Below are 24,678 nucleotides of genomic sequence, written 5' to 3' on the forward strand. Positions count from 1 at the left end.
AATGTCAGAGCTGACCCTGACGGTCATGCGGTTGGGTTTCCTGGCCGTTCTGTGGCTGTTCGTCATCGTGGCCGTCCAGGTCATCCGCAGCGACCTCTTCGGGACGCGCGTGACCCAGCGCGGTTCGTCCCGTCGTGGTGGCGGAGGCGCCGGCGGCGCCCCGCAGCAGGCGGGCCGCCAGGCCGCGCCTCCGCAGCAACGCCAGCGGCGGGGCGCACCCACCAAACTCGTCGTCTCCGAGGGCATCCTCACGGGAACCACCGTGGCCCTCGCCGGCCAGACGATCACACTGGGCCGCGCGCACGACTCAACGATCGTGCTGGACGACGACTACGCGTCCAGCCGCCATGCCAGGATCTATCCCGACCGTGACGGCCAGTGGATCGTCGAGGATCTCGGGTCCACCAACGGCACGTATCTCGACCGGACCCGGCTGACCACCCCGACGCCCATTCCGCCGGGCGCACCGATCCGCATCGGCAAGACCGTCATCGAGCTGCGGAAGTAGTACGAGAATGAGCGAGCGGAGCGAGCGCGCGGCGGCGATCCGTCCCACCGAGGACACGGACCCGAGCGCGCTCCCGACCGGAGGGTGGGCAGTGTGGCTCGAGACCGGTTGTACCCGGAGGCAGCTTCGTCGACAGGGCAGGTGCGCATGAGTCTGTCCTTGCGGTTCGCCGCCGGATCACACAAGGGCATGATCCGCGAGGGGAACGAGGACTCCGGCTACGCCGGTCCCCGGCTCCTCGCGATCGCCGACGGCATGGGAGGCCAGGCCGCCGGCGAGGTCGCGAGCTCCGAGGTGATCTCCACGCTCGTGCAGCTCGACGACGACGTCCCGGGCTCCGACATCCTCACCTCCCTGGCCACGGCCGTGCAGCGCGCCAACGACCAGCTGCGCGTGATGGTCGAGGAGGATCCGCAGCTCGAAGGCATGGGCACCACGCTGACCGCCCTGCTGTGGACCGGCCAGCGCCTCGGCCTCGTCCATGTCGGCGACTCCCGCGCCTATCTCCTCCGCGACGGCGTCCTCACCCAGATCACCCAGGACCACACCTGGGTGCAGCGCCTCGTCGACGAGGGGCGCATCACCGAGGAAGAGGCCACCACCCACCCGCAGCGCTCCCTCCTGATGCGCGCGCTCGGCAGCGGCGACATCGTCGAGCCCGACCTCTCCATCCGCGAGGTCCGGGCCGGTGACCGCTACCTGATCTGCTCCGACGGGCTCTCCGGCGTCGTCTCCCACCAGACCCTGGAGGAGACCCTCGCCGACTACCACGGTCCCCGCGAGACCGTGCAGTCGCTGATCCAGCTCGCGCTGCGCGGCGGCGGACCCGACAACATCACCTGCATCGTCGCCGACGTCCTCGACACCGACAGCGGCGACACCCTCGCCGCCCAGGTCAGCGACACCCCGGTGGTCGTCGGCGCGGTCGCCGAGAACCAGCACCAGCTCTTCGACGGCGGCAACGCCATGCAGACCCCGGCCGGCCGGGCCTCGGGCCTCGGCCGCCAGGGCCAGCCCCCCGCCGGCGCCTTCGGCCCCCCGGGCAGCGGCGACGCCCCCGGCTACGGGTACTCCGACCAGGGCCAGGGCGCGGGCGGCTACGGCACCTTCGGCGAAGCCGACGCCTACACCGCCGACCCGGGCTACGAGGACACGTACGACCACCCCCGCAGGCGCCGCAGCAAAGGGCGCAAGTGGACCACCCGTACGCTGACCCTGCTCATCGTCGCCGGCGTCATCGGCGGCGGCCTCTACGCGGGCTGGCGCTGGACCCAGACCCAGTTCTACGTGGGCGTGAAGGGCGAGCACGTGGCGCTCTTCCGCGGCATCAGCCCGAAGCTGGGGCCGCTGGAGCTCTCCAAGGTGGAGACCGACCGCCCCGACATCGAACTGAAGTACCTGCCGCCCTTCAAGCGGAAGCTGGTCGAGGCCACCATCAGCGAGAACAGCTTCGACGCGGCGCGCAAGAAGCTCGACGATCTCGGCGTCCAGGTGTCCGCCTGCAAGAAGGACGAGGAGCGCCGCAACGCCGAGGCCCAGAACAGCCCGACACCCGCCCCCAGCCTGACTCCCGAAGAGCAGCAGCTGGTCGGGCTGTGCGGCAAGTAGTAGAGATACGCGGGCACAGGGGGCCTGCCACACCATGAGCGTTGTCACCAATACGACCACCATCGGCGCCATCGAGCTGCCGAGCAGGCGGAACACCGAGCTCCTGCTGCTCGGCTTCGCCGTGCTCATCCCGATGTTCGCCTACGCCAACGTGGGCCTCGCGATCAACGGCACCCTGCCCCCCGGCATGGTGCTCTACGGCCTCGGCCTCGGCGCCCTCGCCGGTATCGCGCACCTCGTCGTGCGCCGGTACGCCAAGTACGCCGACCCGCTGCTGCTGCCGCTGGCCACGCTCCTGAACGGACTGGGCCTCGTCCTGATCTGGCGCCTGGACCAGTCCGAGCGCCTGCAGAACCTCGCCAAGCGGGCCTTCGGCGGGTTCTCCCCCTCCGCCCCCCGCCAGATGATGTACACGGCGCTCGCCATCGCCCTGTTCGCCGCCGTCCTGCTGATCCTCAAGGACCACCGCGTCCTGCAGCGGTTCACGTACATCTCGATGGCCGGCGCCCTGGTCCTGCTGATCCTGCCCGTCGTCCCGGGCCTCGGCGCCGACGTCTTCGGCGCGAAGATCTGGATCAGCGTGGGCGGCTTCTCCATCCAGCCCGGTGAGTTCGCGAAGATCGTCATCGCGATCTTCTTCGCCGGCTACCTGATGGTGAAGCGCGACGCGCTCGCGCTGGCCAGCCGCCGCTTCATGGGCCTCTACCTGCCGCGCGGCCGCGACCTCGGCCCGATCCTGATGATCTGGGCCATGAGCCTGCTCGTCCTCGTCTTCGAGAACGACCTCGGCACCTCGCTGCTCTTCTTCGGCATGTTCGTGATCATGCTGTACGTGGCCACCGAGCGCACCAGCTGGATCGTCATCGGCCTGCTCATGTCGGTGGGCGGCGCCGTGGTCGTCGGCACCTTCGCCAGCCACGTCAAGGTCCGCGTCACCGCCTGGCTCGACCCCTTCGCCTGCTACACCACCTCGGGTGCGTGCGAGCAGGTCGGCCAGTCGATCATGAGCTTCGGTTCCGGCGGCGTCCTCGGCGCCGGCTGGGGCCAGGGCAACTCCGACCTGATCGGCTTCGCCGCCAACTCCGACTTCATCTTCTCCACCGTCGGCGAAGAGCTCGGCCTCGCCGGAGTGATGGCCTTCCTCCTGATCTACGGGCTCATCATCGAGCGGGGCGTGCGCACCGCGCTCGCCGCCCGCGACCCCTTCGGCAAGCTCTTCGCCATCGGCCTCTCCGGCGCCTTCGCCCTCCAGATCTTCGTGGTCGCCGGCGGCGTCATGGGCCTCATCCCCCTCACCGGCATGACGATGCCCTTCCTCGCGTCCGGCGGTTCCTCCGTCCTCGCGAACTGGATCCTCATCGCCATCCTCATCCGGATCAGCGACACCGCACGCCGCCCCGCACCGGCCCCCGCCCCGTCCCCCGACTCCGAGATGACCCAGGTGGTCCGTCCGTCATGAACAAGCCCCTGCGCCGCATCTCGCTGTTCTGCGGGCTGCTCGTCCTCGCCCTGCTGATCCGTACCAACTGGCTGCAGTACGTGCAGGCCGAGGAGCTCAGCACCCGCAAGGAGAACCGCCGGGTCCAGATCGCCCAGTACGCGACCGAGCGCGGCAACATCATCGTCAAGGGCGAGCCGATCACCGGTTCCAAGGTGACCGACGGCAGCGACTACAAGTACAAGCGGACCTACACGAACGGCGAGCTCTGGGCCCCCGTCACCGGGTACGCCTCGCAGGCCTTCGGCTCCACCCAGCTGGAATCCCTCGAGGACGGCATCCTCACCGGCAACGACGACCGGCTGTTCTTCGACCGCACCATCGGCATGTTCACCGGGGAGAAGAAGCAGGGCGGCAACGTCGTCACGACGCTCAACCCCGATGCCCAGAAGGCCGCCTTCGAGGCGCTGGGCACGAAGAAGGGCGCCGTCGCGGCCATCGACCCGCGCACCGGCGCCATCCTGGCCCTGGTCTCCACGCCCTCGTACGACCCCTCGCGCTTCGCGGGCAACTCCAAGGACGACGAGAAGGCCTGGGTCGAGCTGAAGGACAGCGAGGACAAGAACCTCGTGAACCGCGCCCTGCGCGAGACGTACCCGCCGGGCTCCACCTTCAAGGTGGTCACCGCGGCCGCCGCCCTCGAACACGGCGTCGTCCAGGACATCAACGCTCCGACGGACACCCCGGACCCGTACTTCCTGCCCGGCACCAAGACCGAGATGATCAACCACGCCAAGGGCTGCGAGAAGGCCAGCCTCAACGAGGCACTGCGCATCTCCTGCAACTCGGTCTTCGCGAACATGGGCGACAAGGTCACCCGCGACAAGATGGTGGAGACCTCGGAGAAGTTCGGCTTCAACAACGACAAGATCGACATTCCGGTCCGCGCGTTCGCCAGCATCTACGACAAGAAGATGGGCAAGGACGGCAACGCCCAGAGCTCCATCGGGCAGTTCAACACCGCCGCCACCCCGCTCCAGATGGCCATGGTCACCGCCGCGATCGCCAACGACGGCAAGCTGATGAAGCCGTACATGGTGGACAACCTCGCGTCCCCCGGCCTGGACATCATCGAGAAGCACGAGCCGCAGGAGATGAGCCGGCCGCTCTCCGCCGCCAACGCGGAGAAGGTGCAGCAGATGATGGTCAACGTCGTCCAGAACGGCACCGGCACCAAGGCCAAGATGAACGGCGTGACGGTCGGCGGCAAGACCGGTACGGCGCAGCACGGCGAGGGCAACAAGAAGCGCCCGTACGCCTGGTTCATCTCCTACGCCGAGACCCCGGACAAGTCCTCGCCCGTCGCCGTCGCCGTCGTGATCGAGGACAGCGAGGCGGACCGTGAGGACATCAGCGGTGGCGGTCTGGCCGCTCCCGTCGCCAAGGCGGTCATGCAGGCGGTACTGAACAGCCAGAAGTGACCGAGGGACGACGGACCGGAATGCAGTGACTCACATCACAGATTTCCGGCCCCGTCCGCGCGTACGGTACCGGTCCAGTATCAGCCTGTGGCCACGAACCGATCACGGACGATCGGCCGGTAGCCTTTGCGCGAACAGCACACCGCCGGACCACACACAGGTGCGGTCGGGACTGACGGAGAGGGCTGCAACGTTATGGAAGAGCCGCGTCGCCTCGGCGGCCGGTACGAGCTGAGCCACGTGCTCGGCCGTGGTGGCATGGCCGAGGTCTACCTCGCCCACGACACCCGGCTCGGCCGTACCGTCGCCGTCAAGACCCTGCGCGCCGACCTCGCCCGTGACCCGTCCTTCCAGGCCCGGTTCCGGCGCGAGGCCCAGTCGGCCGCGTCGCTGAACCACCCGGCGATCGTCGCGGTCTACGACACCGGCGAGGACTACGTCGACAACATCTCCATCCCGTACATCGTGATGGAGTACGTCGACGGTTCCACGCTGCGCGAGCTGCTGCACTCGGGCCGCAAGCTGCTGCCCGAGCGCACGCTGGAGATGTGCATCGGCATCCTCCAGGCGCTGGAGTACTCGCACCGCGCCGGCATCGTGCACCGCGACATCAAGCCCGCCAACGTGATGCTGACCCGCACCGGCCAGGTCAAGGTCATGGACTTCGGCATCGCCCGCGCCATGGGCGACTCCGGCATGACCATGACGCAGACGGCCGCCGTCATCGGCACCGCCCAGTACCTCTCGCCCGAGCAGGCCAAGGGCGAGCAGGTCGACGCGCGCTCCGACCTCTACTCCGCGGGCTGCCTGCTCTACGAGCTCCTCAGCGTCCGGCCCCCGTTCGTCGGCGACTCCCCCGTGGCCGTCGCCTACCAGCACGTACGGGAAGAGCCGCAGCCGCCGTCGAACTTCGATCCCGAGATCACGCCCGAGATGGACGCCATCGTCCTCAAGGCACTGGTCAAGGACCCCGATTACCGCTACCAGTCGGCCGACGAGATGCGTGCCGACATCGAGGCCTGCCTCGACGGCCAGCCCGTCGCCGCCGCCGCCACGATGGGTGCGGCCGGCGGCTACGGCTACCCCGACCAGGGGCACGGCTACGGGCACCAGGGCTACGACCAGCCCACCGCGGCGCTGCGCACCACCGACCCCGGTGGCCAGACGTCGATGATGCCGCCCATGCCCCCGGGCGACGGCGGCTACGGCTACGGCGACCAGGGCGGCTACGACCAGGGCCCGAACCGCCGCCAGAAGAAGAGCAAGGCGTCCACCGTCCTGCTCGTCGCGGCGGGCATCCTCGTGCTGGTCGGCGCGATCCTCATCGGCCGTTCCCTCTTCGGTGAGGGCGCCGACAACCGGCCCACCGTGCCCAAGCTCGTCGGCCAGACCCTCGAACGGGCGCAGAAGAGCGGCGACAGCGTCGGGCTCAAGGTGGTCAAGGGCGCCGACGCACCCTGCGAGGACCAGCCCAAGGGCAACGTCTGCAAGCAGGAACCCGCGGCCGACACCAAGGCCGATGAGGGCACCACCATCACGGTGACGGTCTCCACGGGCGCGCCCAAGGTGACGGTCCCCGACGTGGTCAACCTCAAGTTCGAGGACGCGGAGAAGGTGCTCAAGGAGAAGGGCCTGCAGGTCGACCGCAAGCCCCAGGAGTCCGAGCGCACCGCCGGGACCGTCCTCGACCAGAGCCCGAAGGGCGGCGAGGCGGAGCGGAACAGCGTCGTCACGCTGACCGTCGCCAAGGAGATCTCCAAGGCGAGCGTGCCGGAGCTCAGGGGCAAGAAGAAGGACGAGGCGATCAAGGCCCTCACGGACGCCAAGCTCAGGCTCGGCAGCGTGACGGAGACCGAGCAGCCCGGAGCCGTACCGGGCACGGTCGTCGACCAGCAGTTCGCGGCGGGCGAGTCGCTCGACGTGGGCAAGACGGTGAACATCACCATCGCCAAGGCCTCGGCGCAGACCACGGTGCCCAACTTCGCCGGCCGCACCGTGGACCAGTACAAGGAAGAGCTGCGGCGCGCCAACCTCCGCCTCGGCGTCGTCACCGGCTCCACGGACGGCAACGCGATCGTCGTGACCACCGACCCGCAGCCGGGCACCCCGGTCAACACGGGCCAGACCGTGAACGTCATCGCCTTCGGCGGCGGCGGCCAGCAGCAGGGCGGCAACAACAACGGCGGCGGCTTCGGCGGCCTGGGCGACAACCGCTGACGCGACCGCCGCCGCGCCCGGCGGCACAGTGCGAAGGTCCGGCCTCCCTCCCCGGCATCGGGGAGGGAGGCCGGACCTTTGTGCGTCCCGCCGCTGTGCGGCCGCCTGCGGCCGCATCCGGGACGCGTGGGCCTCGTGGGGCCCGGGAGGCGTCAGAGCCGCCCACAGGGGCCTTGTGGGGTCCTGGTGGTGCCGGGCCCGCTCCGGTCCCGGCCGGCGCTCAGCGCAGTTCGGCCGGCGGGGTCCGCTTCGCGTCCACCTTCTCCGTCCGGACCAGCTCGCCCCACACGATGTACCGGTACTTCGAGGTGTAGACCGGCGTGCAGGTGGTGAGCGTGATGTACCGGCCGGGGGCGGTCCTCCCCGAGTCCTTGGGGACCGCGCTGATCACGTCGGTGTTGTACTTCGAGGTCTGGCGCAGCTCCGCGAAGACCTTGTAGACGTACCAGGTGTCGCGGGTCTCGAAGACGATCGCGTCTCCGCTCTTCACCTTGTCGATGTTGTGGAACTTCGCCCCGTGGCCGTCCCGGTGCGCGGCCAGCGAGAAGTTGCCCTTCTCGTCCCACGGCAGAGCCGACTTCACCGGCTGCGTGTAGTACCCGGCCACACCGTCGTCGAGGACGTCCGGGTCGGTCCCCGGCTTGACGAGCACCTCGCCGTTCTTCATCGCCGGTACGTGCAGGAAGCCGACCCCGTCCTGGGTGTCCAGCGCCCCGGGTCCGGCGGCCGGCGGGGAGGGGGCCTGCCACTGCTGGCGGACCTCGTCGCCGCGCGCCGACGCCTGCCGGTCCGCGAGCACGTTCGTCCACCACAGCGAGTAGGCCACGAACAGGCCCAGCACCAGGCCCACGGTGATCAGGACCTCGCCCAGCAGGCTCAGGAATCCGGCGAGCACACTGCGGTTGCCGGCGGGCGGGGCCGCGGCGCGGCGGCGGGCACGTGACACTGCTGATTCGTCCTTAGCTGGTCAGCGCGGGCGGCGGGCCCTGGCTGCGGGGGCGTTCCTCGGTCATCCTGCCCCATACGATCATCCGGTAGGTGCTGGTGAACTCCGGGGTGCAGGTGGTCAGCGTGATGTACCGGCCCTCGGATGTGAATCCCGACCCCTCCGGCACGGGCTTGATCACCGCCACGTTCGACGGCGGGGTCTGCGCGAGCGACGAGGTCATCTCGTACGTGTAGTACGCGTCCCGGGTCTCGACCACGACGGGATCCCCGGGCACCAGCCGGTTGATGTAGCGGAACGGCTCGCCGTGGGTGTTGCGGTGTCCGGCCACCGCGAAGTTGCCCGCCTTGTCGGCCGGCATCGCCGACTTCAGCGCGCCGTCGCCGTAATGGCCGACCATGCCCTTGTCCAGCACCTTCGGCTTGCTGATGCCCTCCGCCACCGGGACCTTCACGTCCAGCTTCGGGATGTGGAGGATCGCGAAGCCCTGGCCGGGCTCGAAGGCCGTCACGGGCGGCGGTGCGGCCGCGGAGCCGCCAGGATCCTGCTCCCAGGTCTGGCGCAGGGAGCCGGCGGCGCCGTTCGCCACCCGCTCCGCCAGCAGGTTCGTGTACCAGAGCTGGTAGGCGACGAACAGCAGCATCACCAGGCCCGCCGTGATGAACAGTTCTCCGCCCAGCCGGCTCGCGATGACCACCGGGCCGCCCGAGGCGGGCCGCCTGCGCCGCCGGCCGCCCCGCCTGCGGGTGCGTCGGGCGGCCTGTTTGGCGGCTTCCTGAGCGGCCCTGCGTCGCGCGGCCCGGCCCTGCGTGGGCGCGGACGGCGCGACCGTGGTCACGCGACGGCCTTGCCCACCACCGGGGCCAGCCCCACCGAGCGCTCCACGGCACCCGCGTCACCGCACCGCACCAGCCAGTTGGCGAGCATGCGGTGTCCCCACTCGGTCAGCACCGACTCGGGGTGGAACTGGACGCCCTCGACGTCGTGCTCCCGGTGGCGCAGGCCCATGATGATCCCGTCCTCGGTCCGCGCCGTGACCTCCAGCGCGTCCGGCAGGGTCCCGGGCTCGGCGGCGAGGGAGTGGTAGCGGGTCGCGGTGAACGGCGACGGCAGTCCCTCGAACACCCCGAGACCCTCGTGGATCACGGGTGAGGTCTTGCCGTGCAGCAGCTCGGGAGCCCGGCCCACGACGCCTCCGTAGGCGACCGCCATCGACTGCATGCCGAGGCACACGCCGAAGACGGGAACGGCCGTGCGCGCGCAGTGGCGGACCATGTCGATGCAGACACCCGCCTCCTCCGGCGTACCGGGGCCGGGTGACAGCAGCACGCCGTCGAAGCCGTCCTGCGCGTGCGAGAGCTCGACCTCGTCGTTGCGCAGCACCTCGCATTCGGCACCGAGCTGGTAGAGGTACTGGACCAGGTTGAAGACAAAGCTGTCGTAGTTGTCCACAACCAGAATGCGCGCGCTCACGGAGTGGCTCCCGATCCCTCGTCCACCGTCACATCGTTGAACGGAAGAAGCGGCTCGGCCCAGGGGAAGACGTACTGGAACAGCACGAAGACCACCGCGAGGACCAGTACGAGTGAGATCAGCGCGCGTACCCACGCGTTTCCCGGCAGGTGCCGCCAGATCCAGCCGTACATGCCGCCTGATTCCTTTTCGTCCACGTTCGTTCAACGCACCGCAGGGGCGGTACGCGAACAGACTAAAGGCAGCGGCCCGAAAGGGTGGGTCACCCGGACAAACCCTCCGGCCGCCCCTGGGCGGCGGGGCGCGTACCGGTCAGCTCCGCCCAGACGACCAGCCGGTGGCTGTGACCCCATTCCGGATCGCAGGTCGTCAGCGTCAGATAGCGGCCGGGCACCCGGAACGGTGATCTCTCCGGGACCGGATCGACCACGGCGACATCGGTGGGCAGGGTGCGCAGGGGTGCGGACCGCAGCGTGTACGTGTACCAGGTGCTCGCGTCCTTGAGGATCACCTCGTCGCCCGGACGCAGTTGCGGGAAGTCCTTGAAGGGGTCCCCGTAGGTGCGCCGGTGGCCGGCCACCGAGAAGTTCCCGGTGGCGCCGAGGGGGGCGGTGGCGGCGTAGTGGCCGAGTCCCTTCTTCAGCAGTTCGGGGTCGGTGCCCTCCAGGACGGGCTTGACCCAGTCCGGGCCGAAGCGCGGGACGTACATCTCCGCGAAGGCCCGGCCGGCGGGGTGGCGCTCCGGCTCCGCGGTGGGCGGCGGGGACACCGGCGGGGCCTTCGGCGGTTCCGGCTGCGGCGCGGCGGCCGGGGCCGCCGGGGCGGCCGCCCAGCGGTCGCGCATCCGGTCCATCTCCCCGTCCATGGCCCGGTCGGCCTTGACCCCGGTCCACAGCAGGACGTACGCGACGAAGAGCACGATCAGCGTGCCCGCCGTCAGGCACACCTCGCTGAACGTCCGTACCACCAGGCGCAGTACGACGTCAGGACGGACCCGATCACGGGGTGGGCGCCACCGGCTTCGCATAGTGGAGGTCCACTGTGCCGGAGTAGCCGGGAAGTGTCAGCGCCTTGTGCTCGTCCACTTTCCAGCCGAGCCCGTACGCGTTCACGTACAGCTGGTAGTTCTGCAGGGCCGGAGAGGCGGCCAGGGCCTTCTTCATCGCGCCCGGGTCGCCGACCGCCGAGATCTTGTACGGCGGCGAGTAGACCCGGCCCTGGAGGATCAGGGTGTTGCCCACGCAGCGCACCGCGCTGGTGGAGATCAGCCGCTGGTCCATGACCTGGATGCCCTGGGCACCGCCGCGCCAGAGCGCGTTGACCACGGCCTGCAGGTCCTGCTGGTGGATCACCAGGTCGTTGGGCTGCGGTTCGGGCACGTTGGGGATGCGGGCGGTGGCGTTCGGCGGGGCGTCGTTCAGGGTGACCGTCAGACCCTTGCCGGTCAGCTCCTCGGTGCCGGAGGCGGCGCGCAGGGCGGCCAGCTTGGCGTCCTCGGCCTTGGTGCTGCCGTCGTCACGCTCCGCGAGGGCGTCCACCCGGCCGCGTGCGGCCGCGGTGCTCTGCTCCAGCGCCGCGTTGTCCTGGCTGCGCTCCTTGATGAGGTCCGACAGCTTCAGGAGTGAGGCATCCGTCCGGATGTTCGTACCCTTGGAGGTGTTGAAACTGGTGACGAAGAGCAGCCCGGCCAGGGCGAAGACGGCGGCCGTCAGCAGCCGGACCGGCCTGGCCCGGCGACGGGGACCCGCGGAGGAGTCGTCTGAATTGCTCAACGTACCCTTCTCCTTCAACGCCACAGGTCCACTACGCTAACGGACGCCCGGGGCAGGCAAGGTCCCCAGCGCATCGACAGGAGAGCCCCTCGTGCCGAAGTCACGTATCCGCAAGAAGGACGACTACACGCCGCCGCCGACCCGGCAGCCGCAGAGCATCCGGCTCACGAATCGCAGCTGGGTCGCCCCGGTCATGCTGGCGTTCTTCCTGATCGGACTCGCGTGGATCGTCGTTTTCTACGTGACCGAGACCCAGCTGCCGATCGAGGCTCTGGGCAATTGGAACATTGTGGTCGGTTTCGGCTTCATCGCTGCCGGATTCGGCGTATCCACGCAGTGGAAGTAGCACCCGACAGCCCCTGATGGAAGCTCTCCCCATGAGTTATCCACAGCGTCATCCACACCTGAGGAAAAGACAGAAGATCTGTGGATAACTCTGTGGAGAGTTGACGCCGGTGTGATCAGGTGAGTTCCGCGGTGCGGATCAGAATCACCATCGCGGCCAGCAGAAAAGCCACCGCGCAGGTGCCCCACTGGACCAGTGCGCGATTGCGGCCGGCGGCTGGCATGAGCATGCCCAGACCCACCAGCGCTCCGGTGACCAGGCCACCCACATGGGCCTGCCAGGACACGGTGAGCGATCCGCCGAGCGGTACGAAGGTCAGCACCAGCATCAACACGACCATGACGATCACCGGCCGCATCTCGTAGCGCAGCCGCTTCGCCAGGACGACGGTGGCGCCGAGCAGGCCGAAGACGGCGCCGGAGGCGCCGAGGGTCGGCACGTACGGCTCGCTCAGCAGGTAGACCAGCGCGCTGCCGCCCAGGCCCGAGAGCAGGAAGACCGCGAGATAGCGGACCCGGCCCAGCGCCGCCTCCAGCGGCCCGCCGATCACCCACAGCCCGATCATGTTGCCGATGATGTGCCACCACTCGACGTGCAGGAAGACCGAGGTCAGCAGCCGGTGGTACTCACCCGTGGCCACCCCGTGGACCGGGCCGCCGAGGTACTCCCGGTACCGGCCGCCGATCAGCTCCAGCTGGACCGCGAGCGCCGGGTCGAAGAGCGCCGCGAGGAACACCAGGACGTTGATCCCGATGAGGATCTTGGTGACCAGGTGGGGATCGGCGGCGACCACGCCGCCCGCGACGGTGCGCGGGGCGTTCGCGGTCGGGTGGTGCCCGGTGCCGGAGCCCGCGCGGACGCACTCGGGACACTGGAAGCCGACCGAGGCGCTGATCATGCACTCGGGGCAGATGGGGCGCTCGCAGCGGGTGCAGCTGATCCCCGTGTCGCGGTCCGGGTGGCGGTAGCAGCCCGGCAGACGGTCGGTGTCCATCGGTTCCCTAGGTCAGCGGCGGGGCAGGGAGGGGCCGGGGGGCGCCCCGCCGGTCCCGTACGTATCCAGTACGGACGGGCGGGGCCGAAAGGTTCCCGGCGTCAGCGCTTCCCGGTCAGCGCTTCTCGACGACCACGGACTGGATGATCACGTCGTCCAGGGGGCGCTCGGTGCGCGGGTTGGTGGCGCTGGCGGCGATGGCCTGCACGACCTTCTGGCTGGCCGGGTCGGTGACCTCGCCGAAGATGGTGTGCTTGCGCGTCAGCCAGGCGGTGGGCGCGACGGTGATGAAGAACTGCGAGCCGTTGGTGCCCGGGCCCGCGTTGGCCATGGCGAGCAGGAAGGGCTTGGTGAAGGCCAGGTCGGGGTGGAACTCGTCCGCGAACCGGTAGCCGGGGCCGCCGGTGCCGTTGCCGAGCGGGTCGCCGCCCTGGATCATGAAGCCGCTGATGACGCGGTGGAAGACGGTGCCGTCGTACAGCGGGTCCGTGGTCTTCTGGCCGTCGGTGGGGCGGGTCCATTCCCGGGCGCCCGTGGCGAGCTCGACGAAGTTCCTGACGGTCTTCGGAGCGAAGTTCTCCAGCAGCTCGATCTCGATGTCGCCGTGGGTCGTCTTCAGGGTGGCGTAGAGCTTCTCGGCCACGGATCTGCCTTCCATAGTCATCACTGTCGGTCCAGATGGTCGCACGGAGCGCTCCGCGGCACTGAAATCCTCCACCCGTATGCCCTGTCACACATGCCTGTCCGCGATATGGCAGGCATGATCCGACAAAGGGTGGAAAGGTGAACTGTGTCCGCCACCGAGGAGGAGGATCCCGTGACCGGCAAGGAGAGCATGCGCCTGGCAGCCGAGAGCGCCAGGGAGAGTGTGCGGCACGCGACGGAAGTGGTGGCACCGTACGCGGAATCCGCCAGGGAAGCCGCGGTGCACTACGCCCAGGAAGCGAACGAGCGGCTGGCGCCCAAGATGTCGTACGCGGCGACCAGCGCCGCCCAGCACGCCCGTACGACCTACGACTGCCATCTGCATCCACGGCTCAAGGCGGCGCGGACCCACGTGCCGCCCTCCGTCGACCGGGCGGCGACACAGGCGCGCCTGGCGGCGCGGCAGGCCGCCGAATACACCCAGCCGAAGATCGAGAGCGCGATCGCGGCCGCCACGCCGGTGGCCGAGGAGGCCGCGTCCCGGTCTACGGCGGCGCTCGCGGCGCTGCGCGGCCAGGTGACGGCCAAGGAAGTGCAGAAGCTCGTACGCCGCCACGAGCGGCGCGCGCGCACGGGGAAGTTCCTGCGCGGTGCCGCGCTGGTCGGCGTACTGGCCTGCGCCGCCTACGCGGCGTGGCGGTGGTGGGACCAGCAGTCGAATCCGGACTGGCTCGTCGAACCGCCGGCGGCCACCGAGCTGTCGGCACGCGACGCGGCGCCGTCCGCCTTCGACGAGGAGCTGGCGGAGAAGGAGCGCGAGGCCGAGGCCGGCCCCGACGACAAGCAGCTCTGAGCGGCGCACGCGAAGGGGCCCGGATCCGGCTCACAGGGATCCGGGCCCCTTCCGCGTCCGCCGGGCCGTCGGCCGCGTCAGCCGGGGAGGGTGAGGACCATGCCCGGGCGGACGAGGTCGGGGTTGGAGCCGACGACACCCCTGTTCATCGCGTAGAGCTCACGCCAGCGGGCCTCGTTGCCGAGCTCGTTCCGGGCGATCGCGGGGAGCGAGTCACCGGGCCGGACGGTGTACGTGCGCCTGGTGGCACTGGGCTTCGGCATCGGGGCCGCCGGTACCGCCTTGTGCGCGGCCGAGTGCGGGGTGGGTGTGTGCATGGCACCCGGCGCGGCGGCGGAGGAGGCCGCGGGCTTCGGCATCACGGTCGGCCTGGGGGCCGCGGGCACCGCCTTGTGCGCGGCGGACGTGGGGGTCGGGGTCGCGGGGGCGGGCCTGGGCGGCGCGGCCGCCGCCATGCGCTCGGCGGTGGCCCGGGTGGCCGAGGCGGCGTCGGCCGCCGAACCCGAGGAAGGCCTCCTGGCCTCGCCCGCCTGCTGCTGCACCTGCTCGTTCGCCTTCTCGGCGGCGTCGTGCGCCTTCTTCTTGTCGGACTTCAGGAAGTCGAAGAGTCCCATGTCTGTACGCCTCCGGCGTGATGCTGCCCCCCGGGATCGATACCTCCTTCCACTGTCCTGCACCGGGCGCCCCACGGCCCTGCGACGGGGCCGTCCGGGGGACACTCGGGCCAGGTCACGGCCCGTCCGGGAACACGGCGGGAAGGTACCGGGAAGGCCCGGCGCCACCATCGTGGGACACGATGGAGGAGATTTCTGTGATCATCAGACAGGCCGCGGAGCGGGTAATGCTGGTCAGGCCCGGACCCGGGCTCGTGAGCGCCGCGATCGTGGCGGGCCTGGACGTGTGGGTGGTGTCCGATCCCGGACCCCGCCCACCGGACGCACGGCTTCCCGCGGAGCTGCCCCCACAGCGGCTCCTCCGGGTGGACTTCGATGACACGGCCGCGCTGCGCACCCTGCTGACGGACACCGTCCTCGAACACGGGATCGGGCAGATCCTCCATCTTTCGAGCGATCTCGAACGGGGTCTCGGCAGCGGGGCCGCGGCCGCCGCCGAGGAGGTGCTGAGGGAGCTGTCCGCGAGCCGCGGGAAGCCGGCCCGCGCACTGCCGGACGCCGTGACGATCCGGCGGATCCTCAATGAGAGCCGGACCTCCGCGGTACGTGCCGAGGAGGCCCGGTCCGTCACCGAGGCGTGTTCCCTGGCGGAGGAGTTCCCCCTGCCCGTGGTCATCAAGTCGGCCGACAAATCGGGGTGTTGGTGGACCGTCCCGGTGCACGACCGCCCCGCGCTGGCCCGGTGGGCCGAACAGGCCGTCACCGCACGGCACTCGGCCCCTTACCTCGTCGAAGAGCTCCTGACCGGAGCCAAGTTCAGGGTGGAGACCCTCACCGTCGACGGTATGCACCTGGTCGCCGACATCGCCCCCGAGGGAACGGCGGCGCCGCTGCGCGACGCGGAGCAGGCCGGGATCCGCGCGACGGTTCGGGCCCTGCTGGATCTGGCCGGGTACGAATCGGGCACCACGCGGACGGATGTGCTGGTCAGCGCGCGGGGATCACGTATCGCGGCGGCCACGGAGCCGGACCGGGAACGGCGCGGTGACGGCCGTTCCCGCGCCACGGTCACGAGCGGTATCGAGAGGGGAACGGACCGGTAAGGGCTGCGGCCAGTCTGTGTCTTGTCGAGAGCGGCCACCGCACCACACGGAAGCCGCACCGGGTACACATCAGGGGGTTCGAGAGATGCGCAGCAAGCTGGCCGGACTGATCGGGATCATCGCGGCGACCCTGGCGTTCGGGTTCGGTGTCACGGTCGACAGCCAGGCCGACACCGGTAAGCCCTCCGGCCACCAGGTCCTCGCGGAGGACAAGGGCCCCGGGGTCGCCTCCCCGGCCCCGTCCCCGGCCCCCTCCACCCGTCGGTGACCTGCTTGCCGTGCGCATCACGGGACTGCCCCGCACCGGACCCCGGTGCGGGGCAGTCCCGTTTCCGCGCTCAGTACCTGCGGCGGTGCGCCGGCAGGCCCATGAAATCGGACAGCTCCTCGGCGGCCGCCCGGTGCCGGGCAGCGGCCGCCGCATCACCGAGCGCCTCGGCCGCCGCGGCGAGGCCCACCAGCGCGGACGCCTCCTCCGCCCGGAAGCTCATCGGCGCCGCGATCTTGTGGGCGTGGCCGTGCAGGGCGAGCGCGACCTCGTGCTCCCCCCACAGCAGGTGGAGCTGGCCCAGGACGTTCTCGACCTTCGCGAGCCGGATCGGGGCCCCGCTCGTGCGCCCGAGCACCAGGGAGCGCTCGGCGAAGGCACGCGCCTGCACCGCGTCGCCCCGCTCGTGCGCGATCTGGGCGGACAGTGCCAGCACCAGGGCGACGTCCCCCGGCGACCTGGTCTCGTCGCACAGGTCCCGGGCCCGCTCGAGGCTGGCGTCCGCCTCGGCGAACTCACCGAGGCCCACCTGGGCGAAGGCCAGATCGGTCAGGGCCACGATCTCGTTGCTGCGGTAACCGAGGTCACGGTCGATCTCGATCGCCCGACGGGCGACCTCCGCCGCTTCCGGGAAGCGGCCCCACCGCTCGTACAGCGTGCTGAGGATGGTCAGGCTCTCCGACTCCGCACGCGGATTGCCCAGTTCCTGGGCCATCGAGACGGACCGCTCCACCAGCGGTAAGGCCTCCTCGTACCGGCCGAGCATCGACATCAGCAGCCCGATGGTCGATTCGCTGTTCGCCTCGGTGTGCCGGTCCCCGGCCCGGATCGCCGTGTCGCGCGCCTCCCTGGCCACCTCCAGTCCCTCCTCGAAGCGGCCCAGCTTCCAGCAGGCGGCGCCCAGGTTGGCCAGGCTGATGCCGAGGAGCGCGGGATCGTCGAGCCGGCGGGCCGCGGCCACCGCGAGGTGCCCGACGCTCCAGAACTCGTCGAGCTGTCCGTGCGTGTGCAGGTGGAAGCCGACGTTGCGGCTCAGGCAGGCCGCGTACCGGTCGTGGCCGAACCGCTCGGCCAGGGACACGGCCGCCAGCAGCCCGGCCTGTTCCCGGTCGAACCAGCTCAGGGCCTGCTCGGTGTCCCGGAAGGACGGCCGTTCGCCCTGGTACGGCGGGATACCGGTGGGCCGGCGTTCACGGCTGGGGAACAGCACCTCGCAGGCGGCGTCCGAGGTCGTCAGGTAGTAGCCGAGCAGCCGCTCGACCGCCGCCGCGTCGTCGTCCGCCGTCGCCGGGCCCCGCAGACTCTGCGCGAAACTGCGCACCAGGTCGTGGAAGGTGTAGAGGCCGATGTCGGGCTGCTGGACCAGGTGGACGTCGAGCAGGAACTCCAGGGCGTCCTCGGCGTCGCGGACGGCGGTGCCGAGGAGCGCCGCCGCCGAGTGGACGTCCGTCCCTGCGCACGGGTACAGGCTGAGGATGCGGAACGCGGTCCGGTACTCCTCGTCCATCGCCAGGTACGACAGACGCAGGGTCGCCGCGACGCTGCGGTCCCCCGAACTCAGCTCGTCCATCCGGCGTTTCTCGTCACGCAGCCGCTCGACCAGATAACGCACCGTCCAGCGCGGCCTGTTGCGCAGCCGGGCGGTCGCGATCCGCAGCGCCAGCGGCAGGTGCCCGCACAGCTCGGCCAGTTCGGCGGAGGCCGCCGGCTCGGCGGCCACCCGGGTGGTGCCGAGGGTCTCCGCCATCAGGCTGGTGCTGTCCTCGGGCTCCATCATCCCGATGGACACCCACTCGACGCCGTCGAGGTCCAGCAGCCGCCCGCGGCTGGTGATCAGGGCGAGACAGCCGGGCGAGGCCGGCAGCAGGGGCCTGATCTGCGCCGCGTCGACCGCGTTGTCGAACAGGAGCAGCATCCGCCGGCCGTCCAGCTTCGACCGCCACAGGGCGGTGCGCCCCTCCAGGTCCTCGGGAATCCGGTCGCCCGGGGTACCGAGGGTCCGCAGCAGGCCGTCGAGCGCGGCGGTGGGCGTCACGGGCTCGCGGCCCGGGGTGAATCCGTGCAGGTCGATGTGGAGCTGCCCGTCGGGATACCGGCCGGCCAGCCGGTGTGCGGCGCGCACGGCCAGGGTGGTCTTGCCCATGCCGCCCATGCCGTCGATGGCCACGATCCGGGCGTACCGCTCGCCGCCCCGGCTCTCGTCCTGCACATAGTCGAAGAGCTCGGCGAGCTCCTTGGCACGGCCGGTGAAGTCGGGCAGGTCGTACGGCAGGGTGCACGGGGCGTCGGCCGGCGCGAGGCGCGTTCCCGGCTCTCCTTCCCGGACCGGTTCCGTACGGGCCGGGGGCTCGGCGGCCGCGCCCTCGGCGGCCGCGGGAACGGGAACGGCCGGTTCGGGCAGCGGCTCCACGGGGGCCGCCGGCCCGGGCACCGGTCGTACGGGCGCGGAGGGCACCGGCGCCGGCCGTTCGGGCGCGGCCAGTTCGGGGCTGTCCCGCAGGATCGCCTCGTACAGCTTGGCCAGCCGGGGGCCCGGGTCGATCCCGAGCTCGTCCACGAGCAGCTCGCGGACCTCTCCGTACTCCTTGAGCGCCTCGGCCTGGCGCCCGGATCGGTACAGGGCGAGCATCAGCTGGCCGCGCAGGGTCTCCCGCAGCGGGTGCTGGGTGATCAGGGCCCGCAGGCCGGAGATGAGTTCACCGCTCTCGCCCAGTGCGAGGCTCAGGTCGAAGAACTGCTCGGCTGCGGCCAGCCGGCGCTCCTCCAGTGCGATCGCCGCGGCCTCGATCACCGGTCCGCCGGTACCGGACAGGACCGAGCCCCGCCACAGTGCGAGGGCGGACCGCAGTGCCTCGGCGGCCTCGGACCGCGCGCCTTCCCGCAGCGCCTGGCCCGCCGCCCTGGTGAGCGTGTCGAACTCCAGCAGGTCGACCTGGTCGTCCGCCACCACCACGCGGTATCCCGGCCCGTCGGTGGCGATCACCTCGGTGCCGGTGGGTATGCGCCGCCGCAGGTCGGCGACGGCCTTGCGGACCTGGTGCGCCGCGGTCACCGGCGGGTCCTTCTCCCAGGTCGCCTCGACGAGGCGGGCCACGGGCACCACCCGGCCGGCTTCGAGCAGCAGGACGCACAGGACCCGTTCCTGGATCGCTCCCCCCAGCCTCAGCCGTACCTCTCCGAACCATCCCTCAAGCGATCCGAGCACGTTGAAGCGCAGCCTGCCCCCCACAGGGTCCACGCTTCGTCTTTCCCCGGATTCCGCATCCGCCCCCGGCATCGGACATCCACCCCCAAATGAACAAGACCCCTGGCCAGGTCATGTCAGCCGGATCATAGGGGTTACCCCTAGCAGGCGGTAAGCATCCGGTAGCAGATCAGGAAGGGCGACACGGACAGTTCATGGGCGGCCCGGAGCAGGCAGCACACGGAGCGAGTACCGAAGGAGCAGGCTGTGGGAAGACTGGAGAGACCACTGGCCCCCGATGCCGGACCAGTCACCGCGTTCGCCCGGGAGTTGCGCAGGCTGCGGACCGCGGCCGGCAGTCCCGGCTACCGCGACATGGCCACCCGGGCCATGTTCTCCGCGTCCGTGCTCTCCGACGCGGCCGCCGGATACCGCCTCCCGACCCTTCAGGTGGCCCTCGCCTTCGCCGAGGCCTGTGGCGGTGACCGCGCCACCTGGGAGCGCCGCTGGCACGAGGCGGCGCGCGCCGACGGGGACGACGGAACCGCCCGTCCGGCGGTCAAAGCCGTGCAGCAGCACCAGGAGAACGAGCTGCGCGCGGCCGACGTACGCGCCGTGCTGCCGCCCCCGGCACAGCTGCCGATGGAGGCTCATCCCCTGGTGGGACGGCGTGAGCTGCTCCAGCGGGCGCGGGCTCTGACCGCCCCCTCGTTCGGCGGGCAGCGCCCCGCGGCGCCCTTGGTGATCAGCGGTCAGGTGGGTGTGGGCAAGACGGCCTTCGCCCTGCGGCTCGCCCACGAACTCGCCGTGAACCTGCCCGACGGGCAGCTCTACGCGAACCTCGACCCGGCCGCCGACGGCCGCAAGGACGCCGCCGGGATCGCGGGCGGTTTCCTGGAGGCGCTCGGTATCCCCACCGACCGGATCCCGAACGATCCCGGTCAGAGAATTGGCCTGTACCGATCGCTCCTCAACCGGCGGCGGCTGCTCGTGGTGCTGGACGGCGTCCAGCACGAGCGGCAGATCCGGGAACTTCTCATCGCGGCGCCCGAGAGCCGCATCATCATCACCAGCCGATCGCGGCTACTGGGCCTCGACGGAATTGGCCGGATCCGGCTCCCCGCACTGGACCGCGACGAGTCGATGGAGCTGCTCGCGCAGCTTCTCGGCGGCGACCGGGTCGGTACCGAGCCGCGCGCCTGCCTGCGCCTCGCCGACGCGTGCGGGGACCTGCCGCTGGCGCTCAACCTCGCCGGCCGGCGCATCGCGGCCCGCCCCGAGTGGATGCTCCAGGACTCCGTGTCCGAGCTGCTCGGGGACGGGCCGGGCGGCCACGACGGGCCCGCAGGTGAGCGGGCCCCCGGCCGCTTCCTGGGCCGGCTGCAGATCGGGGACGACGCGCTGACCGGCCGCCTCGACAGCGCCTACCGGCTGCTGACCCCGTGGGCGCGGCTGATGCTGCGCCAGTTCGCCGGATCCGACAACCCGCCCTCCGTGGACAACGTGGTGTACGAGTCCGCGGACGCGCTCGCCATGCTGGTGGAGCGGTCCGCCCAGCCGGTGGAGGACCTCCTCGAACGGCTCCTCGACGCGGGGCTGCTCGACCACTCCGACCTGCCGGGGCAGTACGGACTGACGCCGATGGCCCGGGCGTACGCGCTGACGCAGCCGGACCCCACGGAGGAGGACCCGGCGTCCGCGCCCGCGGCGGCGCGGGGCCAGGCGCACGCGCGGCAGTCGGGGTAGGCCCGGCGCCCGGGGGCTCCTGGCGGTCAGGCCGCGTGGGTGATCGTGACGTAGAGGTGCTCGTCGAGGATCTTGGCGAGGGACACCCCGGGCCGGCCGATCTCGGCGCACAGCGCCGCCTCGCCGAGACCGCCGCCCTCCTCCAGCGCCGCACGCGCCCAGCTCCGGCCGAGCTCCAGGTGACGGGCGAAGGCGGCCCCGTCCCGGACCCCGTGCAGCCGCTGCGCGATGGCCGCGTCCCACGGCATGACCGAGTCGGGCCGCAGTGCGTACAGCGCCTTGGCCGCGGCGGTCGGGCCGAGGCTGCGGCGGCCGATCGGCAGCGCCGCCAGCTCCTCGTAGGCGGCGGCGAACCGGGAGATCTCCCGTGGGGTGAGCCGGGCCAGCGGTGCGTGCGCCAGGGTGTGCCGCTCCCACCACGCGGCGAGCCCCTCGCCGAAGGTGTCGGGCTCGCCCTCGCGCGGGTAACGGATGCGGCAGCCCCAGGAGTTCAGCCAGCGGTGCAGAGCGCTGCGGTGCGCGGCGAGCGAGAGGTCCAGGGCGTGGCCGGTCTCCTCGCGCAGCGCCTGCCAGCTGCGGTCCACGCCCGCGAAGCCGTTGAACACCTCGGCCGAGGAACGGAGTTCGGGCAGGGACGGCGCGGGCGGGAGCGGCGGCGCGGTCGGCGGATCCAGGTGGGCGCGGGCGACCTTCGCGGGCACCACCATCCGCCAGGCCTCGGTGACCAGCTCCGTCAGCTCCTCGTGGTCCAGGGCTCCGAGGCGGGCCTCGGCCCAGTTGAAGCGCAGATCGGACTCCCGGGGCAGGAAGAACTTCTCCGGTTCGGCGGCGACGAGCGCCGCCCGTTCCTCCTTGGGGAAGGCGAAGCCCAGTTCGCTCTCGTCCCGGGAGAGGGCGAGGTAGACGATGCTGCCGATCCGGAACTTCACCCGGTCACGGACCAGGTGCTCCTCGGTCCTCGGCAGGCCCATCGCGAGCCGCCGTACGTCGTCCACCGTTGCCACTGCCCGCTCCCTGCGCATCCGGCCGCCGCTCACAGTCCCGCGAGCTGCGGGGTGTGGACGTCCAGCGGTGGCCCGTCGAGCGCACCGAGGCCGATCGGCGACGGAGTCCTGCCGATCAGCCGGTCGGCCAGCGACCGTGCGATGAGCGGCGCGAACTTGAAGGATGTGCCACCGCAGGCCGCGTACGCGAATCCCGCGCCGCCCAGGCCGACCAGCAGCGGGCCGCCCGTCGGCGAGAAGGCCGAGTAGTAGGCGTCCTTGGCCGCCGTGACCCAGGCCGGGCCGAAGCCGGGGAGGATGTCCGCGAACTCCTTCTCCAGCCTGCGCTGCCAGTACGGGTCGGTGGCGTAGTCGCTGATCGCGTCCACCACCCGGCAGGCGGTGGCCGAGGTCAGCTTGAGGGCCGTGCCCGCCACCGGCGGGATCAGCCAGGCTCCGCCCGCGGTGCCGAGGGCCGGTATGGCCGGAGTGGCCGCCCAGGCCTGCGACTGCTGCCGGGGCACCCGGCAGTAGAGGAGGGACTGCCGGTACAGGGTGAGCTGCTCGGAGACGCTCTGCGGCAGCAGGTCCCGGGACCAGGGGCCCACGGCCACCAGGACCGCGTCGCTGCGCAGCACCCGCCCGTCCACCAGCCGTACGCTGCCGCTCTCGCCGTCGACGGCGGTCACGGCCCGGTGCTCGATCAGCTCGATGCCCCGCTGCCACTTCAGCCAGCCGACGCAGGCGGCGAGGACCCGTTCGGCGAGCAGTACGCCCGCCTCGTCCTCCAGTACCGCGCCGAGGCCGCCGCCCACGTGCAGGTGCGGATAGCGGTCGGCCAGGCCGGCCGCCGTCAGTTCCCGGGCGTGGCCGCCGGCGTCGGCGAGCATCGCCGCCGCGTCGGCCGCGGCCGCGGGCGGCAGGACGGTGAGAGAGCCGACCTGCTCGTAGAACCGCGTCAGGAACAGTTCCTCCAGTTCGACCCAGCGGCGGTGCGCACGCAGTGCGGCCGCCGTGGCCTGCGGGTCCGACGGGTGCAGGGCCCGCAGGATCCGGTGCTGGTCGAAAGAGGTGGCTCTGCTGTGCGGGATGGGGCCTTGGTCCACGACCGTGACCTTGTGTCCGTCGAGCACGCACTCGACCGCCGTGAGCAGGGCGATCACTCCGCCGCCCACTACCGTCACCCTCGTCGACATCACACACCTCCCTTCAGTTTTCGTATGGCCGACGGGTCAGCTGTCGAGGACGATCGTGGTCAGTGCAGCCGCCTTGGCGAGGGACTCCTCGCAGCTCAGGAAGTCGTCTCCGGCGCAGATCAGGTTGGCGTACCGGCTGAGGTAGCCCTCGGGCGGCAGCAGGAGCGTCGTCCCGGGCGCCACCATCACGTTCGTCTCCAGCAGCCCCGGTACGTCCGAGGGGGCGGGTACGTCGACCGAGCGGACCGTGCCGTTCTCCGGCGGGTACAGGAAGCGGATCCCCACGGTGCGGGACTCGGCCGGGGTCCACTCGGGGCGGACGCCGGCAGCCACTTCGGCGGCCAGTTCCCCGGGCTCCACACCGGTGGCGAGGCTGCCGAGGTAGGGGATGAGGTCGCCGCCGAGGCGGGCGTTCACCTCGATGATCACCGGGCCGCGGGTGGTGAGCTTCACCTCGGTGTGCGTGATCCCGTAGCCGATGCCCAGCTCCCGGTGGGCGTCGCGGAGGACGCCCAGCAGCTCCTCGTCGGCGAGCAGCGGGTCGGTGGCGCTGACCACGTGGCCGGTCTCCTCGAAGTAGGGCGCGAGGCCCACTTCCTTGTGCGCGAGGAAGAGCGGGGTCCAGGCACCGTCGAAGACGACGCCGTCGATGCTGATCTCGGGGCCCATGACGCACTCCTCGACCAGCACCCCGCCCTCGTAGTCGCTGTTCCCGCCGCGGCTGGCGGCGTCGGCGACCTCGAAGGCCGTACGGATCCCGTCGGGGCCGTCGACCCGTATGACGCCGATGCTCGCGCCCATGCCGCGGGGCTTGAGGACGACCGGGTAGCCGAAGGAGTCGGCCGTGGCCAGGGCCGTCTCCGCGTCGGTCACGTAGGCGAAGTGCGGCTGGGGCAGTCCGGCGGCGGTCAGCAGCTGCCGGGTGTTGTGCTTGTTGCGGCAGTTGTCGGCGCCGCGGGAGGTCAGCCCCGGCAGTCCGAGCCGCTCGGCTATCAGGGCGGTGGTCACCACGAGCGTCTCGTCGTAGCTGAACACGCCGACCACGCGGTGCTCGGCGGCCACCGCCTCGGCGGCTTCCACCAGGCCTTCCGTGTCGGGTACCAGGCGTTCGCGGTCGAGCAGTTCCACCGTGGTGGAGCCCAGTACGTACTGCTCCTGCCAGGTGGGATCCGCGGCGTCCAGGATCCAGATCGGGCGGCGACGGGCGGCGCCGGCGAGCAGGTACTCGCGGTAGGCGCGCTGTCCGCTGCCGACCAGGATCACCACGCCGTCGTCGGTCGGGCTGGTGTCATCAGTCATCTTC

General features: G+C 71.1%; 22 protein-coding genes and 1 pseudogene. 10 read left to right on the forward strand and 13 right to left on the reverse strand.

Annotated elements, in window-relative coordinates; all coding sequences use genetic code 11:
* Window position 1 precedes the first annotated feature (1 nt).
* From KO717_RS18030 to pknB, 5 genes are all read left to right on the forward strand, one after another.
* Window positions 2–508 carry an FHA domain-containing protein FhaB/FipA gene (locus KO717_RS18030; protein ID WP_301368859.1) on the forward strand — a complete coding sequence of 169 codons (507 nt, stop codon included), beginning with the start codon at window positions 2–4 and terminating at the stop codon, window positions 506–508.
* Window positions 509–601: 93 nt separating this feature from the next.
* On the forward strand, window positions 602–2,116 hold the full coding sequence (locus KO717_RS18035; protein WP_301368861.1) for a PP2C family protein-serine/threonine phosphatase: 1,515 nt from the start codon (window positions 602–604) through the stop codon (window positions 2,114–2,116).
* 34 nt (window positions 2,117–2,150) lie between these two features.
* Entirely contained in the window at window positions 2,151–3,575 is a 1,425-nt protein-coding gene (locus KO717_RS18040; RefSeq protein ID WP_301368863.1) for an FtsW/RodA/SpoVE family cell cycle protein, read from the forward strand.
* Window positions 3,572–5,035, forward strand: coding sequence for a peptidoglycan D,D-transpeptidase FtsI family protein (locus KO717_RS18045; RefSeq protein WP_301368865.1), 1,464 nt, complete (start codon window positions 3,572–3,574; stop codon window positions 5,033–5,035). Before KO717_RS18040 ends, KO717_RS18045 begins: the two co-directional genes overlap by 4 nt.
* 195 nt (window positions 5,036–5,230) lie before the next feature.
* Window positions 5,231–7,252 carry a Stk1 family PASTA domain-containing Ser/Thr kinase gene (pknB, locus tag KO717_RS18050; RefSeq protein WP_301368867.1) on the forward strand — a complete coding sequence of 674 codons (2,022 nt, stop codon included), beginning with the start codon at window positions 5,231–5,233 and terminating at the stop codon, window positions 7,250–7,252.
* Window positions 7,253–7,472: 220 nt separating this feature from the next.
* Here pknB and KO717_RS18055 read toward each other — a convergent pair whose 3' ends face one another.
* From KO717_RS18055 to KO717_RS18080, 6 genes and pseudogenes are all read right to left on the reverse strand, one after another.
* The gene (locus KO717_RS18055) at window positions 7,473–8,198 is read right to left on the reverse strand and encodes a class E sortase (protein WP_301368869.1); all 726 of its coding nucleotides are present in this window, start codon (window positions 8,196–8,198) and stop codon (window positions 7,473–7,475) included.
* Window positions 8,199–8,211: 13 nt separating this feature from the next.
* A pseudogene (locus tag KO717_RS18060) lies at window positions 8,212–9,051 on the reverse strand (class E sortase); the annotation flags it as partial.
* Window positions 9,033–9,671, reverse strand: a complete 639-nt coding sequence (locus tag KO717_RS18065) for an aminodeoxychorismate/anthranilate synthase component II (protein ID WP_030011121.1) — start codon at window positions 9,669–9,671, stop codon at window positions 9,033–9,035. The gene KO717_RS18065 and the pseudogene KO717_RS18060, both read right to left, overlap by 19 nt.
* A complete protein-coding gene (locus tag KO717_RS18070) occupies window positions 9,668–9,844 on the reverse strand; it encodes a hypothetical protein (protein WP_030011120.1) in 177 nt (58 codons plus the stop codon). The genes KO717_RS18065 and KO717_RS18070 overlap by 4 nt, the downstream gene beginning before the upstream one ends.
* An 89-nt stretch (window positions 9,845–9,933) precedes the next feature.
* Window positions 9,934–10,698, reverse strand: coding sequence for a class E sortase (locus tag KO717_RS18075; RefSeq protein WP_301368880.1), 765 nt, complete (start codon window positions 10,696–10,698; stop codon window positions 9,934–9,936).
* Complete coding sequence (locus tag KO717_RS18080; RefSeq protein ID WP_301368882.1) at window positions 10,670–11,443, reverse strand: DUF881 domain-containing protein; 774 nt, start codon at window positions 11,441–11,443, stop codon at window positions 10,670–10,672. Before KO717_RS18080 ends, KO717_RS18075 begins: the two co-directional genes overlap by 29 nt.
* A 91-nt stretch (window positions 11,444–11,534) precedes the next feature.
* Between KO717_RS18080 and crgA the strand changes: the two genes are divergently transcribed.
* Window positions 11,535–11,789 carry a cell division protein CrgA gene (gene crgA / locus KO717_RS18085; protein ID WP_030383881.1) on the forward strand — a complete coding sequence of 85 codons (255 nt, stop codon included), beginning with the start codon at window positions 11,535–11,537 and terminating at the stop codon, window positions 11,787–11,789.
* Between the two features lie 115 nt (window positions 11,790–11,904).
* Here the strand turns inward: crgA and KO717_RS18090 are convergent, their stop codons facing one another.
* On the reverse strand, window positions 11,905–12,783 hold the full coding sequence (locus KO717_RS18090; protein ID WP_301368884.1) for a rhomboid family intramembrane serine protease: 879 nt from the start codon (window positions 12,781–12,783) through the stop codon (window positions 11,905–11,907).
* A gap of 115 nt (window positions 12,784–12,898) precedes the next feature.
* Window positions 12,899–13,426 (reverse strand): peptidylprolyl isomerase, encoded by a 528-nt coding sequence (locus KO717_RS18095; RefSeq protein ID WP_301374589.1) that lies wholly within the window; start codon window positions 13,424–13,426, stop codon window positions 12,899–12,901.
* Window positions 13,427–13,600: 174 nt separating this feature from the next.
* Here KO717_RS18095 and KO717_RS18100 point away from each other — a divergent pair, with 174 nt between their 5' ends.
* Window positions 13,601–14,281 carry a DUF5324 family protein gene (locus tag KO717_RS18100; protein ID WP_301374591.1) on the forward strand — a complete coding sequence of 227 codons (681 nt, stop codon included), beginning with the start codon at window positions 13,601–13,603 and terminating at the stop codon, window positions 14,279–14,281.
* Between the two features lie 77 nt (window positions 14,282–14,358).
* On the opposite strand, the gene KO717_RS18105 is transcribed toward KO717_RS18100, so the two are convergent.
* Complete coding sequence (locus tag KO717_RS18105; RefSeq protein WP_301368886.1) at window positions 14,359–14,895, reverse strand: LysM peptidoglycan-binding domain-containing protein; 537 nt, start codon at window positions 14,893–14,895, stop codon at window positions 14,359–14,361.
* Between the two features lie 227 nt (window positions 14,896–15,122).
* Here KO717_RS18105 and KO717_RS18110 point away from each other — a divergent pair, with 227 nt between their 5' ends.
* Together KO717_RS18110 and KO717_RS18115 are read left to right on the forward strand one after the other, a co-directional pair.
* Window positions 15,123–15,998, forward strand: coding sequence for a hypothetical protein (locus tag KO717_RS18110; protein WP_301368888.1), 876 nt, complete (start codon window positions 15,123–15,125; stop codon window positions 15,996–15,998).
* Between the two features lie 85 nt (window positions 15,999–16,083).
* A complete protein-coding gene (locus KO717_RS18115; protein ID WP_301368890.1) occupies window positions 16,084–16,266 on the forward strand; it encodes a hypothetical protein in 183 nt (60 codons plus the stop codon).
* Between the two features lie 70 nt (window positions 16,267–16,336).
* Here KO717_RS18115 and KO717_RS18120 read toward each other — a convergent pair whose 3' ends face one another.
* Window positions 16,337–19,504, reverse strand: a complete 3,168-nt coding sequence (locus tag KO717_RS18120; RefSeq protein ID WP_367401531.1) for an AfsR/SARP family transcriptional regulator — start codon at window positions 19,502–19,504, stop codon at window positions 16,337–16,339.
* A 213-nt stretch (window positions 19,505–19,717) separates the two neighbouring features.
* On the opposite strand from KO717_RS18120, the gene KO717_RS18125 reads away from it, so the two are divergent.
* Entirely contained in the window at window positions 19,718–21,196 is a 1,479-nt protein-coding gene (locus KO717_RS18125; RefSeq protein WP_301368892.1) for an NB-ARC domain-containing protein, read from the forward strand.
* Window positions 21,197–21,222: 26 nt separating this feature from the next.
* Here KO717_RS18125 and KO717_RS18130 read toward each other — a convergent pair whose 3' ends face one another.
* The 3 genes from KO717_RS18130 to KO717_RS18140 are packed head-to-tail and all read right to left on the reverse strand — an operon-like array spanning window position 21,223 to window position 24,674.
* Window positions 21,223–22,200, reverse strand: coding sequence for an MmcQ/YjbR family DNA-binding protein (locus KO717_RS18130; protein WP_301368894.1), 978 nt, complete (start codon window positions 22,198–22,200; stop codon window positions 21,223–21,225).
* A 29-nt stretch (window positions 22,201–22,229) separates the two neighbouring features.
* Window positions 22,230–23,375 (reverse strand): NAD(P)/FAD-dependent oxidoreductase, encoded by a 1,146-nt coding sequence (locus KO717_RS18135; RefSeq protein WP_301368896.1) that lies wholly within the window; start codon window positions 23,373–23,375, stop codon window positions 22,230–22,232.
* A 36-nt stretch (window positions 23,376–23,411) separates the two neighbouring features.
* Window positions 23,412–24,674: an ATP-grasp domain-containing protein gene (locus tag KO717_RS18140; RefSeq protein ID WP_301368897.1), complete on the reverse strand. Its 1,263-nt coding sequence runs from the start codon at window positions 24,672–24,674 to the stop codon at window positions 23,412–23,414.
* Window positions 24,675–24,678: the final 4 nt, after the last annotated feature.

The sequence above is a fragment of the Streptomyces xanthophaeus genome, assembly GCF_030440515.1.
Taxonomy (GTDB): domain Bacteria; phylum Actinomycetota; class Actinomycetes; order Streptomycetales; family Streptomycetaceae; genus Streptomyces; species Streptomyces kutzneri.